This is a genomic window from Phaeovulum sp. W22_SRMD_FR3, assembly GCF_052113705.1.
Classification (GTDB): domain Bacteria; phylum Pseudomonadota; class Alphaproteobacteria; order Rhodobacterales; family Rhodobacteraceae; genus JBGQOG01.
On the sequence record NZ_JBGQOG010000003.1, the window covers coordinates 331,502 to 345,008 of the forward strand.

Below are 13,507 nucleotides of genomic sequence, written 5' to 3' on the forward strand. Positions count from 1 at the left end.
TCATTTTCGGTTGATGCGTTCTGATATCTTACAACAATCGGTCCGGTTTCCGAGGCCGCAGAGGTCAGTCCCGACCCAACTTTTTCGCAACAATCGCGGCCCTGAATGGCGTTGATTGTTCCGCGCTGCCAACCTTCAATAGACCGACCTTCAATCGGAGCCTCCCCCGAGGCGCCCCACCCCCGTTTGATGTCGGTGCGGCATCCGACTTGGCAAGCACTGCCGGAGCAGATCATGAAAAAAGCGTTTGAGAACTTTCGCGTCGTCGATACGACGCATGTATTGGCCGGTCCGTTTGCCGCGTTTCAGCTGGCAACGCTCGGAGCCGAGGTGATCAAGGTTGAGGACCCCAACGACCCCGATCAGGCCCGCGCTCAGGGACCGGACCGTGCCATGAATGATCGTGGCATGGGCACCGCCTTTCTGGGGCAGGCGTCCAACAAATCCTGCGTGGCGATCGATCTCAAAACACCTCAGGGCCGCGAGGCCATGCTGCGCCTGATCGACACCGCGGATGTTTTCATCGAAAACTACCGCCCCGGCGCCTTTGACGCTTTGGGCCTCGGCTATGCCGACATGAAGGCACGCAATCCGCGGCTGATCTATTGCTCATTGTCGGCTTTCGGTGCCACCGGGCCGCGCCGGGAACAGCGGGGATATGACAACATCATTCAGGCGTTTTCCGGCTTTATGGCGATGACCGGCAATGATCCGGCGCAGCCTTTCAAATGTGGCGCGCCAATCATGGATTACGCTGCGGGCACCACGACAGCCTATGCAATCGCAGCGGCCCTGCTGCAGCGCGAGCGCAATCAGGGCAACGGCGTGCAGATCGACGTCTCGATGCTGGATGTTGCGATGATGTTTGCGACCTCACATGTCGCCGCCTATTTCTGGAACGGCAAGGCGCCGCAGCCCAAGGGCAACACCTATGCTTTCGCCACCATCGGCATGTACCACGCGAGCGATGCGCCAATGATGGTTTCCGCCTCAAACCTCCAGCAACAGCGCAAGCTTTGGATGTTGCTGGGGCGGCCGGAGATGATCAAGGACACCAACAATCAGCGGCTTGATGACCATGCCGGTGAAGCCGAGGCACTGTGTCAGGCCTTCGCCGCACGGACCGCCGATCATTGGGAAACCCATTTGAACGCCGCGGGCATCCCCTGTTCGCGCATTCGCGGTTTTGATGAGGCGCTCGCAGATCCACAGATCAAAGCGCGGCCGGTCTTGCACCGCTTTGCCGGGGACAGCGGCACCGTCGCCGGGATGACCACGACACTGGCCGGTTTCACCATGTCCGAAGGCGGCCCGTCGCTTGAGCATGTGCCGCAACCGGTCGGAGCGCAGACCCATAGTGTTCTTGCCAGCCTCGGGTACCGCGATGCCGAAATCGCCGAACTGCAGCGGCTTGGTGTGATCTCGGGATACGCCCCCGCACAGACCCTGTGACATGGCCGGGACATCCCGTTTCACGCCCAGCACGCTCCAATAATACTCGCATCAAAACAATAGCTTAAACAAATTGTTTTGACGGGCCAAATCTAGATGGCGTTGACGACTGCCGGTCATTTCAAGCTGATTGTGACCAGAAATGACAAAACTGCGACGCCATTTCGCAAACAGATAAACCGCGCCCCGCACAAGCGGGCGCACCGTCGGGGAGATACTTTCAACATGAGAAAAATCACGCAAACAGCCATCGGTGTGGTGATGCTTGGGGCGGTTCACCCCGCCGCGACGCAAGCGGCCGATCTTGAGGTTACCCATTGGTGGACCTCGGGATCCGAGGCCGCGGCGATCCGGGTGATTGCGGATGCTTTCGAGAAATCGGGCAACAAATGGGTGGACGGCGCCATCGCGGGGGCGGGCGGCGTCGCCCGCCCCCTGATCACCAGCCGGATCACCGGCGGCGATCCGATGGCTGCGACGCAATTCACCCACAGCTCGGCCATGCGCGAGCTGATCGAAGCCGGGTTCATGCGCGACGTGACCGCCCTCGCGGAATCCGAAGGCTGGAAGGACAAGATCTTTCCGCAGGAATTGCTCGACAGCTGCACCTTTGAGGGCAAACTTTACTGCGTGCCTTCCAACATCCATTCGCAGCAATGGCTTTGGCTGAACAATTCGGTCTTCGTCAATGCCGGCCTTGCCGTGCCGCAAAACTGGAACGAGCTGGTGGCCGCCGCGCCGGCGCTGCGCGAAAAGGGCATCATTCCGCTGGCGCAGGGGCAGCAGGCCTGGCAGCAACAGCTGATGTTCAACGTGCTGATGGTGTCGATCGGCGGGCCGGATCTGTTCAAGCGGGTCTATGGCGACCTCGATGCGGATTATGCGGCGGGCCCGGAAGTGGCCAAGGTATTCGCGGCGGCCGCCGAGGCCCGCGACATGATGCAGGGCTCCAATGTGCAGGAATGGAACCTCGCCACCCGTCTGGTGATTGACGGCCGGGCCGCGGGACAGGTCATGGGCGACTGGGTTCAGGGTGAGTTCACGCAATCGGGCATGACGGCGGGCGCGGATTTCACCTGCCTGCCCGGTCTGGGCGTGCATGAATATATCACCGCCGCGGGCGATGCCTTCTATTTCCCCAAGATCGATACCCCCGACATCATGGCCGCGCAGGATGCGCTGGCCAGCGCCATCGTGGATCCGAAGACTCAGGTTGCCTTCACCATGGCCAAAGGCGCGCTGCCGATCCGCCGCGATGTCGAGCTGACGGATGCGACGCCCTGCATGCGCAAAGGGATGGACATCCTGCAAGAAGGCCATGTGATCGAAAGCATCAACACGATGGTCTCGCCCGATACCGTGGGCCGGATCACCGATCTGGTGGTCGAGTTTTTCGCCGACCCGGGGTTCAAGCCTGAAACGGCCCAGGAAGAATTTTCCAAGATCATCGCCACGGCCGATTGACGCAGCACCCTTTGTGACTTGGCGCGGCCGCGGCTGCGCCAGTCCTTTCCCTTTTCTGAAACCGGAGGTTACCCGATGTCGCACAGCGGCAAACCGGCGGGGCTGTTCAAAAACCTGAGCGCAAAAGTCGCTGCCATCCCGATGGTGGTGACCGCGCTGGTGGTCTTTGTCGGGTTCTCTGTCTGGACCATCATCTATTCCTTCACCAACTCCCGTCTGCTGCCGAGCACGAAATGGGTGGGGCTGGCGCAATATGAGCGGCTTTGGGAGACCCGCCGCTGGTTGATTTCAATCGAAAATCTGGCGATCTATGGCGCGCTGATGCTGGTGCTCTCGCTGGTGGTGGGTTTCCTGCTGGCCGCGCTGATTGATCAGAAGATCCGCTTTGAGGATGGGTTCCGCACCATCTTTCTCTATCCCTATGCGCTCAGCTTCATCGTTACAGGGCTGGTCTGGCAATGGATGCTCAATCCGGAGTTCGGCATCCAGCAGACGGTGCGCAGCTTTGGTTTCGAGAGCTTCACCTTCGATCCGCTCTACAACCCGGAACTGGTGCTTTATGGCGTGCTGATTGCCGGGCTCTGGCATGGCAGCGGGCTGGTCATGTGCCTGATGCTCGCCGGTCTGCGCGGGATCGACGAAGACGTCTGGAAAGCCACCAGGGTTGACGGGATTCCGGCGTGGAAAACCTATCTGCTGGTGGTCATCCCGATGATGCGCCCGGTTTTCGTGACCACGCTGGTGCTGATCACCTCGTCGATCATCAAGCTCTACGATCTTGTCATTGCGCAAACCGGCGGCGGCCCGGGCCTGTCGTCCGAAGTGCCCGCCAAATTCGTTTTCGACTCCATGTTCGTCTCACAAAACCTCGCGCAGGGCTTTGCTGCCTCGGCGATGATGCTGGTCGCGGTGATCTTCGTGATCATTCCCTGGGCCTATCTGGAATTCGGAGGCAAGAAAAATGGCTGATGTATCTGTGACTTCCGCGCGCCGCAGCACAGCAGCTGCCGCAGGCCCAAGGCCGCGCCCTGCCCTGTCGCGCCGCAATATCATCGTCTACGGCATTCTCGGCCTGCTGGCCTTCTATTACCTGCTGCCGATCTATGTGATGATCATGACCTCGCTCAAAGGCATGCCCGAGATCCGGGTGGGCAATATCTTTGCTCCGCCCGTGGCCATCACCTTTGAGCCCTGGGTCAAGGCCTGGTCTTCGGTCTGCACCGGGCTGAACTGTGACGGGCTGTCGCGCGGCTTTCTGAACTCGATCAAGATCACCGTGCCCTCGGTCTTCTTCTCGATCGCGGTGGCTTCGGTGAATGGCTATGCGCTGTCGATGTGGCGCTTCAAAGGTGCCAATATCTTCTTCACCATCCTGATCATCGGCGCCTTCATCCCCTATCAGGTGATGATCTATCCGATGGTGATCTTGCTGCGCGAAATCGGGCTTTACGGCGATCTGGCGGGGCTGGTTCTGGTGCATACGATCTTCGGGATGCCGATCCTGACCCTGCTCTTTCGCAACTACTTCTCATCGGTCCCCGAGGAACTCTTCAAGGCCGCCCGCGTCGATGGTGCGGGGTTCTGGGTGATCTTCTTCAAGATCATGCTGCCGATGGCCCTGCCGATCTTTGTCGTGGCCGTCATCCTGCAGACCACGGCGATCTGGAATGACTTTCTCTTCGGGGTGATCTTCACCAAGCCGGACAACTACCCGATGACGGTTCAGCTGAACAACATCGTCAACTCCGTGACGGGCGTCAAAGAATACAACGTCAACATGGCCGCAACCCTGCTGTCCGGCGTCGTCCCCCTCACCATCTATTTCCTCTCAGGCAAACTCTTCGTGCGTGGCATCGCTGCTGGCGCGGTGAAAGGATAAAGACATGCAGCCGAGTGTTTCCATTCAGAATATCAAACTTGATTTCGGCAATGTATCCGTACTCAAAGACCTCAACCTCGACATCGGACAGGGCGAGTTTCTGGTTTTGCTCGGGTCATCGGGCTGCGGCAAGTCGACCTTGCTGAATTGCATCGCGGGTCTGCTGGAGCCGACGGAGGGCAGCATCTTCATCAATGGAGAGAATGTCACCTGGGCCGAGCCGTCCGAGCGCGGCATCGGCATGGTGTTCCAATCCTATGCGCTTTATCCGCAGATGACCGTCGAGGGGAACCTGACCTTTGGCCTGAAGAACGCCAAAGTCGCGAAGGATGAGATCAAGCGGCGGGTGGCGCGGGCGGCCTCGATCCTGCAAATCGAACCGCTGCTGAAGCGCAAGCCTGCGGCCCTGTCGGGCGGTCAGCGCCAGCGGGTCGCCATCGGGCGCGCGCTGGTGCGCGATGTGGATGTGTTCCTCTTCGACGAGCCGTTGTCGAACCTCGATGCAAAGCTGCGCGCCGATCTGCGGGTGGAAATCAAACGTCTGCATCAAACCCTGAAGAACACGATGATCTATGTGACGCATGATCAGGTGGAGGCGATGACGCTGGCGGACCGGATCGCCATCATGAAAGGTGGCGTGGTGATGCAGCTGGCCGCGCCGGGCGTGATCTACAACAAACCCGCGAACAAATATGTGGCGGATTTCATCGGCTCACCTTCGATGAACTTTCTCGAAGGCACGTTGTCCAATGGCCAGGTGGCCCTGGGCGATCTGATGGTCCCGACCGGCGGCTATGAATTCTGCCGTCCGGCCTATCAGGGGCCGATATGGTTCGGGATCCGGCCGGAACATATCCTGACCGGAAACGCCGCCTTGGACGCCCCGGTCAAGCTGCAGGCGCGGGCGGATCTGGTGGAACCGATGGGTGCCGAAACCCTGATCTGGAGCACCGTCCATGGCCGGCCGTTCCGCTTCCGCATGGAGGGTCAGGCAGTGGTGGCGCCGGGCGATACGCTCGATATCGGCTTTGACCCGGCGCGGGCCTCGATGTTCGACACGGCGGAAGAGCTGCGGATCTGACGCAAGCAGCGCGCGGCGGTCATGCCGCCGCCGAAAACCTCCCGAGAACCTCGCGAAAGCAGGGCGCCGTGGCGCTCTGCTTTTTGCATGTCAGATCACCCCGCTCAGGGCCACCGCACCAGAACGCCCCGGCACAAACGCAGCACCGCGGTCACCGGGGGGATCAAGCCTGCACCTATCACGAGGCGGGAAACGGCGCGCGGCCCCCCTGCCCCCGCATGGGCCTCTGGCCCGCGGCGCGGCATGAAAAAGCCCGGCTCCCGCAGACCGCGGGGCCGGGCTTGGCGCATGTCATCTTCGGCACCGGATCTGGACAATCTAGCGCCGATCCGGTGCTACGGGCGGCCCCTGCGGGGCCACCCTGACAGCTCAGCGGATCGCCTTGCGGTCCAGCCAGTCGGTAACGGTTTCCAGCACGGCCTGCGGCTGCTCAAAGGGCAGCAGATGGCCCGAACCCGGGATCACCCGCGATTCCGCATCTTTCATCTGCGCCGCAATCGCGCCATGCACTTCTTCGGTGGCCAGATGGTCCTGATCGCCGGTCACCAGCAGCACCGGAAAGTCAAAATTACCGATATAGCTGGTGGCATCCGGCCGGTGCAGCAGCGCGATGTTCTGGCGGGCATGGACCTCGGCCGGGCAATCCTCGACCATCTGACGGACCCGCGCGACCAGTTCGGCATTCTGCGCATTGGCCGTGGAGAGGACTTTCGGCGCCCAGTTGCGGGCATAGCCGACCATATCAGCGTTGGCCTCTGCAATCCGCGCCTCGCGCTTGGCTTGTTCATCGGCCGCGGGCCCTTCGGCTCCGGTGCTCGACAGGATCATCGCGCGGATCCGCTCAGGCGCCTGCCGCCCCATCTCAAGCGCGACACGTCCCCCCATCGAATGCGCCGCCACGATCAGCGGACCGTGGGTCTGCGCCAATGCGCGCGCCGCCATCCCGGACAGGGTGTCGTCAAGCGTCGTGTCGGCAAGATGGACGGCGCTGACCCGGTCCTTCAGCCCCTCGGCCAGAGGCGCCCATGTGCGGGCATCGGACATGATGCCAGGAATGGTGACAAGGGTCGTCATGGGGTGGGTCTCCTGCAACATTGAGCTGAATCTGCGGCGAAACTATCGGAATTGCGCCCCTTCCCCACCTGACAATATGTTTGGCGTGGTCAAATGAAACGGGCGGCGGCCAGATGGTCCATCCCGTGCGGGCCAGGACGCCGCGCATTTTCTGAAAAGTGCAGCGACGTGATCCCTTGTTCGGCCAATGTGGATGCATCGGGCATGATCGGCTGCGCGCAACTGCCAGCAGCTGCAAGCGACCCGGCTCAAGGAACCCCATGATCGCCACGCGTTGCCTGCCCCCACGGCCACAGGCGGCCAAGAACCGCAATGGCCGTGTCCGATGTATTGGCTGAAGAAGGCCAGCACTGGATCCCGCCGCAGCGTCTTGCGCAACTCCGCCCGACCCGAGGCGTCAGTCCCACGGACCTGAAACACATTCTTCGCCAGGCCGAGCCCGGCCGTGGCAATCTCAGACATGACCGCTCTCATTTGTGACTCCTCACAGAGCTGCCGTGGCACATGGATGCCGTCGGGGGGGGGCGGCCACTTCATCAAAGCCCCGTTGCGCGCCGCTGCCACAAGGCTATCAGCGAAAAGCAAGCCGTTCCGATCGTCCCGATCCGCAAGAACGGGCAGCGATGGAAGGATGACTGTCCGGCGGCACGCACCCAAAACGCAACCCCGACATACAGTCCGCTGAAATCCACGTCCGCTGCGCACCCATGAACCGCTTTAACGCCCTCGGCACCGACGGGATCATCCGCATGCCATGACGTCAGCGGGGTAACGGGCCGTCACGCCTCAAGCGCCAGTTACGCAACAACGCCTTTCCCCTGCGGCATCCGGAACGCTGCAGATCCCCACCCGTTGCAACAGGGCGAAGATTGTCGGTCCCGCGCCATTGCTCGTGCCGGTGTGATGGTTGGTGATCAAAAGGGCGTCCCCCAAAAGAAACCAGACAAATAGAGGCCCGCGTGTGCCGCTCCTCTGGCTACTCAACCCAGGAATTTGCTAAAGCTGTCGCCTGGGTAAGCGAAAGGGACTGGCATGAGTGGCAAGCAGGAGCGGAATCCGGATTTCGTGGAGGCCTTGGCACGCGGGCTGGAGGTGATACAGGCCTTCACCGAAGAGATGCCGGAAATGACCCTGTCCGAGATTGCCACGCAGACGGGACTAAGTCCGGCCACGGCGCGTCGGTCGCTGATCACCCTGCATGAGCTTGGCTATGTCGCGATGAACGGGAAACGCTTCATGTTGCGGGCCAAGATCCTGTCTCTGGGGGCGGCCTTTCTGAATTCGATGAATCTCAAGGACGTGGCCGATACCTATCTTGAGGACGTGGCGAAACAGTTCAAGGACGCATCCTCGCTGGCGGTGATGGAGGGCATGGATTCGCTCTATGTGTCGCATGTTGCGATTGAGCGTGATATCCGATTCAAAGCCCGGGTGGGCTACCGTTTGCCGCTTTATGCCACCTCTCTGGGGCGCGTGTTGCTTGCGTGGTGTGCTGCGCCGCAGCGTGATGCCTATCTCGCAAAGGCGCCGTTTGTTCGGTACACGCCGCGCACCCTTGTCGAGAATGTCGAGCTTCTGAGCGAGTTGGAAAAAACCCGGGAGCGCGGCTACGCTACGGCCCGCGATCAACTGGAATATGGGGTTATTTCCATCGCTGTGCCGGTGCGTGCTCCGGACGGCCAGGTGGTCGCCGCGATCAACTGTTCCAATCAGGTTTCCAGCGTTGACGAGGCGGATTTCGTGCCCAGCCGCCTGCCTGTGCTGAGCGATGCCGCCACGCGGATATCTGCTGCGATGCAGCAATATCCAGCCCTTCTGCACTCGATCACCAACAACCGCTGAGGCTCTGCAATTTTTACGAATTGACAGCGTTGCCGTCTCATGTTTATTTCGCTCTACGCATAAAATTTCGTACAGCGAAAAACGGAGAACGGGATGACAACCGCAAAAGCGTCGCCTCAGAGCGAAATCGCCATTGCAGAGCGGGCACGCGTCGTCGTGCGCGGCGCTGACCTTTGCAGGGATCTCATCGGGAAAGAGAGCTTTACGGCCTACTTTTTGCGTCTGTTGGGGGTGGAGGCCACGCCGAAACTCGTGGCGGTGGTGGATGCCACGCTGATGGCCATCGCCGAACACGGGCTGGTGCCCTCGGTGCAGGCGGCGCGGATGACATACGCGGCGGCCCCCGACGCGTTGCAAGGTGCTGTGGCGGCGGGCCTGCTCGGCTGCGGCTCGGTTGTGCTGGGGGCCTCGGAGGAGGCCGGATACTTCCTCGCGGGCATCATCGCTGCCGCAGGTGAAGATGGCGACTATCATGCCGCCGCGCTCGACGCCGTCTCTACGCGACGCGCTGAGCGCCGTGCGCTGCCCGGTTTTGGCCATCCTGTTCACCGCGACGGCGACCCCCGTGCCGAAAGACTGCTTGAACTGGCCGAGGAGCTGGAAGTTTCCGGGGCGCATGTCAGAGCACTGAATGCTGTGCGTTCGGTCGTGCCCGAGGTCTATGGCCGCGTGCTGCCGATGAATGTCTCGGCGGCCATCCCGGCACTGCTTTTGGATGCGGGCTATCCGATTGGCGCGCTCAAGGGCGTTCCCTTGGTTGCCCGCACCGCCGGACTGATTGCGCATCTGCTCGAAGAGCAGGCCAATCCCATCGGCTTCCGTCTGTCCGATGCGGCGGCCGAGGCTGTGGCCTATACCGGTGGCTATCCCGATGCGGAAGACACGGCGGGGGCCGCAGCATGAGCGGGATGCTGGAAGGCCTGCGCGTCATCGACCACGGCACCTTCATCACCGGCTCTTTCGCCACGATGCTGCTGGCGGATATGGGCGCCGAGGTCATCAAGGTTGAGCGCAAGGGCACGGGCGATCCCTATCGTAGCTTTGCAGGCGGGCTCTATGCGCCGCATTTTCAGGCCAACAACCGCAACAAGCAAAGTATCGCCATCGACCCGAAAGACCCCGAGGATCAGGCAGTGCTGATGGCGCTTCTCGACAGCGCGGACGTCTATGTACAGAACTTCCGTCCCGGCGTGGCAGAGAAGCTGGGTCTGGGTGCCGAGGTGCTGCAGGCCCGCAATCCCAAACTGATTTACTGCTCGATCTCGGGTTTTGGCGCACAGGGGCCGCTCTCGGGCCGGGCCACCTATGACACGGTGGCTCAGGCGATGTCGGGCCTGCTCAGCATGTATGTGGGTGGCGATAAACCCCGCGTTGTGGGCCCGGCCATCGCCGACACCTTGACCGGGCTTTATGCTGCCTATGGGATCCTTGGTGCGGTGGCCGGACGTGCCCGAACCGGCAAGGCGTCCAAGGTTGAGCTGTCGATGCTGGAAGCGATCATGCATTTCTCGGGCGAGCCTTTTGCCAACTTCTTCAATGACGGAAAGCCCTGGGGCCCCTATGACCGTGCGCGGATCTCGCAATCCTTTTCGCTGGAATGCGCGAGCGGCGATCTGATCGCGCTGCATCTGTCCTCGCCCGAAAAGTTCTGGACGGGGCTTCTGGATGCCACGGGGCGCGCGGATCTTGCCATTGATCCGCGGTTTGACACGCGAATGAAGCGGGTCGAGAACCAAGAAGCGCTGATCGAAGAGCTGCGTGCAGTTTTTCGCGGGCGGACTCGTGACGAATGGTCTGTCCTGCTCACAAAGCACGATGTGCCTTTTGCCCCGATCTACTCGTTGCCCGAAGCGCTGGAGGATGAACAGGCCCGCTTTCTCGAAATTGAGCAGACCGTCACCCATGGGGAGATGGGCGAGGTCCGGATGATCCGCAACCCGATCACCTTCGATGGCGACCGGCGGTTTGTGGCAGCACCGCCGCCGGTGCTGGATGAGCATGGGGCCGCGATCCGAAAACAGCTGAACGACATACGCGGCGCGGCCAAAGCCTGAGACGTTTCAGGGAGGAAAAGAAGTGACAACTGAGACCAGAACCAAGACCACGCCGGACCATGGCATTCCGCCGAACCGTCAGCTGCCCGCCGTGCTGGCCGCCATGTCTGCCGACAAACCCGGTGCCGATCCGGTCATGCAGCGCAAAATGGCTGTCGTCATCAAGCATTTGCACGCGATGATGGACGAATTGGCAGTGACTGAAACCGAGTTGCTGCAGGTGTATGAGTTCCTGGATCGCGTCGGCGCGAACAAGGACATGATGCTTTTGGGCGATCATCTGGGCCTGTCGGTGCGCGCGAATGACATTGAGAATTATCACCCCATCGGCACACCGCCGAATGTGATCGGTCCGCTCTACCGTGAAGAAGCACCCTTTATGGAGAACCCCGGTGCCATGGTCACTGAGGAAGAGCCGGGCCGTCATGTGATCGTGAAGGGGCAGGTGCGTGATGCGGAAACCGGGGCGCCGCTGGCGGATGCGCTGCTGGATTTCTGGCAATCCAATGCGGTTGGCTTCTATGAAGACCAGGACCCGGACATGCCGGATTACCATTTCCGCCGCCGCATCCGCACCGACGCCGAGGGGCGTTATGCGTTCCGTACCATCGTGCCGGGCGGTTACTACATCGCCAACCGCGACACGCCCATTGTCCCGCTGATGACCGCGCTTGGTCTGCACAGCTTCCGGCCGCCGCACATCCATCTGATGGCCGAACATGAAAACTACCGGCATCTGACGACGCTCATTTATTTCGAAGGCGAGCCGAGCAACGACTCTGACTGCATCTTCTCCTGCCGTCCCGAAAACATGGCGCGCATCGAACCCGGCGCACCCGGCAGTCTGGACCTGTGTGTCTATGACATCGAACTCGTCCGCACCTGAACCATAACAAAGGCTCCGCCCGATGGCACAATTTTCCTATCTGACCACTATCGAATTCGAGGCCGGTGCACTGCGCCGCTTGCCCGAGATGATCGCGGGACTGGGCCTCAAACGTCCGCTGCTGGTCAGCGACCGAGGGCTTGAAGCGACGGGCCTGGTCGCGAGGGTGGCGGGGCTTTGCCCTGCCGAAACCACCGTCTTTCTCGAAGTTCCCAGCAACCCGACCGAAGCGGCCACTCTCGAAGCGCTGAACGCCTATCGTGCGGGCCAATGCGACGGGGTGATCGCCTTGGGCGGTGGGTCTCCGATTGATCTGGCCAAGGGCGTGGCGCTGCTTGCGACCCATCCCGAGCCCCTGGCTCAGTATGCCGTGATCGCGGGAGGGCTGGCGCGCATCACCGCGAATGTGGCGCCTGTGATGGCGATCCCGACCACCGCAGGCACCGGGGCCGAGGTGGGCCGTGCTGCGCTGATCACCCTGAACGATGGCCGCAAGCTGGGTTTTATCAGCCCGTCGCTCTTCCCCAAACTGGCGCTGTGCGACCCTGAGCTGACGCTGGGCCTGCCGAAATGGCTGACCGCCGCCACGGGCCTTGATGCGCTGTCGCATTGCATCGAAACATTCCTGTCGCCCCGTTTTAACCCCGTGGCTGATGCCATTGCGCTGGATGGTGCGGGCCGGATCTGGAGCAACCTTGAAAGAGTCATGGCCGATGGCAGCGACCTCGCGGGCCGGTCTGAGCTGATGCTGGGCTCGCTCATGGGCGGGTTGACCTTCCAAAAGGGGTTGGGTGCCATTCACGCGCTCTCGCATGCGTTGGGCGGACTGAAAGAGCCGGCCCTGCATCATGGCACGCTCAATGCAGTCCTGTTGCCGGTGGTTGTGCGTTTCAACAATGTTATCGTGCCGGAAAAGGTAAGCCGTCTGAAAACCGCCATGGGTCTCGCCCCGGATGCCGATCTGGCGGAGGCGCTTGACGCTTTGAACCGCCGTCTTGGCATCCCGGCCGGTTTGAGGACACTGGGCCTGCGCGAAGAGCAGTTCGACCATGTCATCGAGCGGGCGCTGGCCGATCACAGCCATGCCACCAATCCGCGTGCGGCGACGGCAGAGGAATACCGCGCCATGCTCAATGCGGTCTGGATCTGAGGCAAGCCCATGCAACCTTTGCGCACCGTCACCGGCATTTCGGCTCCGCTGCGGCTGATCAACATCGACACAGACATGATCAGCCCGAAACAATACCTCAAAAAGGTCAGCCGCGAGGGGCTTGCCGAGGGCTTCATGCTCGAGCGCCGCTTCGATAAGAATGGCCGCCCCGACCCCGAGTTTTCGCTGAACCAGCCCCGCTATCAGGGGGCTTCGGTCCTGATCGCGGGCGATAACTTCGGCTGCGGCTCGTCGCGCGAACAGGCTCCCTGGGCTTTGCTCGATGCAGGCTATCGCTGTGTGATCTCGACCAGTTTCGGCGACATCTTCCACAACAATTGCTTCAAGAACGCGCTTTTGCCGGTGCGGGTCACGCCTGAGCAGTTGGAGCTTCTTTTTACCCATGCCGAAACCGCCGCAGATCCCCGCCTGACGATCGATCTCGAGGCGCAGGAAATCCGCCTTGCGGGCCATCCCGCGATTTCCTTCACCGTCGACGCCTATCAGCGGCGCCTGCTGCTGCAAGGGCTTGATGAAGTCTCGCTGACCGAACAGCGCAGCGCTTTGATCGATAACTTCGAAATTCGCCGGAGGGCCGCGTGCCCCTGGATCTTTGCCTGAGAGA

12 protein-coding genes and 2 pseudogenes are annotated in these 13,507 nt (G+C 61.4%); 12 read left to right on the forward strand and 2 right to left on the reverse strand.

All coding sequences use genetic code 11. From position 1 onward, the window contains the following. Nucleotides 1–234: 234 nt before the first annotated feature. The 5 genes from ACEN2S_RS05955 to ACEN2S_RS05975 all read left to right on the forward strand — a co-directional run bounded on the left by ACEN2S_RS05955 (nucleotide 235) and on the right by ACEN2S_RS05975 (nucleotide 5,876). Nucleotides 235–1,452 carry a CaiB/BaiF CoA transferase family protein gene (locus ACEN2S_RS05955; RefSeq protein WP_441863663.1) on the forward strand — a complete coding sequence of 406 codons (1,218 nt, stop codon included), beginning with the start codon at nucleotides 235–237 and terminating at the stop codon, nucleotides 1,450–1,452. A 225-nt stretch (nucleotides 1,453–1,677) separates the two neighbouring features. After that, nucleotides 1,678–2,916: an ABC transporter substrate-binding protein gene (locus ACEN2S_RS05960; RefSeq protein ID WP_441863665.1), complete on the forward strand. Its 1,239-nt coding sequence runs from the start codon at nucleotides 1,678–1,680 to the stop codon at nucleotides 2,914–2,916. A 75-nt stretch (nucleotides 2,917–2,991) separates the two neighbouring features. Next, nucleotides 2,992–3,885 (forward strand): carbohydrate ABC transporter permease, encoded by an 894-nt coding sequence (locus ACEN2S_RS05965; RefSeq protein ID WP_441863667.1) that lies wholly within the window; start codon nucleotides 2,992–2,994, stop codon nucleotides 3,883–3,885. Then, on the forward strand, nucleotides 3,878–4,795 hold the full coding sequence (locus ACEN2S_RS05970) for a carbohydrate ABC transporter permease (protein ID WP_441863669.1): 918 nt from the start codon (nucleotides 3,878–3,880) through the stop codon (nucleotides 4,793–4,795). Before ACEN2S_RS05965 ends, ACEN2S_RS05970 begins: the two co-directional genes overlap by 8 nt. 4 nt (nucleotides 4,796–4,799) lie before the next feature. Further along, a complete protein-coding gene (locus tag ACEN2S_RS05975) occupies nucleotides 4,800–5,876 on the forward strand; it encodes an ABC transporter ATP-binding protein (RefSeq protein ID WP_441863671.1) in 1,077 nt (358 codons plus the stop codon). Nucleotides 5,877–6,245: 369 nt separating this feature from the next. On the opposite strand, the gene ACEN2S_RS05980 is transcribed toward ACEN2S_RS05975, so the two are convergent. Continuing rightward, on the reverse strand, nucleotides 6,246–6,950 hold the full coding sequence (locus tag ACEN2S_RS05980; protein WP_441863673.1) for an alpha/beta fold hydrolase: 705 nt from the start codon (nucleotides 6,948–6,950) through the stop codon (nucleotides 6,246–6,248). 330 nt (nucleotides 6,951–7,280) lie between these two features. Further along, a pseudogene (locus tag ACEN2S_RS05985) lies at nucleotides 7,281–7,412 on the reverse strand (IS110 family transposase); the annotation flags it as partial. 90 nt (nucleotides 7,413–7,502) lie between these two features. On the opposite strand from ACEN2S_RS05985, the pseudogene ACEN2S_RS05990 reads away from it, so the two are divergent. From ACEN2S_RS05990 to leuD, 7 genes and pseudogenes are all read left to right on the forward strand, one after another. After that, nucleotides 7,503–7,708: pseudogene (locus tag ACEN2S_RS05990) on the forward strand (hypothetical protein); the annotation flags it as partial. Nucleotides 7,709–7,982: 274 nt separating this feature from the next. Continuing rightward, the gene (locus ACEN2S_RS05995; RefSeq protein WP_441863676.1) at nucleotides 7,983–8,792 is read left to right on the forward strand and encodes an IclR family transcriptional regulator domain-containing protein; all 810 of its coding nucleotides are present in this window, start codon (nucleotides 7,983–7,985) and stop codon (nucleotides 8,790–8,792) included. A 93-nt stretch (nucleotides 8,793–8,885) separates the two neighbouring features. Beyond that, nucleotides 8,886–9,695: a citryl-CoA lyase gene (locus ACEN2S_RS06000; protein ID WP_441863678.1), complete on the forward strand. Its 810-nt coding sequence runs from the start codon at nucleotides 8,886–8,888 to the stop codon at nucleotides 9,693–9,695. Then, nucleotides 9,692–10,846 (forward strand): CaiB/BaiF CoA transferase family protein, encoded by a 1,155-nt coding sequence (locus ACEN2S_RS06005; RefSeq protein ID WP_441863680.1) that lies wholly within the window; start codon nucleotides 9,692–9,694, stop codon nucleotides 10,844–10,846. Before ACEN2S_RS06000 ends, ACEN2S_RS06005 begins: the two co-directional genes overlap by 4 nt. A gap of 22 nt (nucleotides 10,847–10,868) precedes the next feature. Beyond that, nucleotides 10,869–11,732: a dioxygenase family protein gene (locus ACEN2S_RS06010; protein WP_441863682.1), complete on the forward strand. Its 864-nt coding sequence runs from the start codon at nucleotides 10,869–10,871 to the stop codon at nucleotides 11,730–11,732. A 22-nt stretch (nucleotides 11,733–11,754) separates the two neighbouring features. After that, a complete protein-coding gene (locus ACEN2S_RS06015) occupies nucleotides 11,755–12,882 on the forward strand; it encodes an iron-containing alcohol dehydrogenase (protein WP_441863685.1) in 1,128 nt (375 codons plus the stop codon). 9 nt (nucleotides 12,883–12,891) lie between these two features. Further along, complete coding sequence (gene leuD, locus ACEN2S_RS06020; RefSeq protein ID WP_441863688.1) at nucleotides 12,892–13,503, forward strand: 3-isopropylmalate dehydratase small subunit; 612 nt, start codon at nucleotides 12,892–12,894, stop codon at nucleotides 13,501–13,503. Nucleotides 13,504–13,507 lie beyond the last annotated feature (4 nt).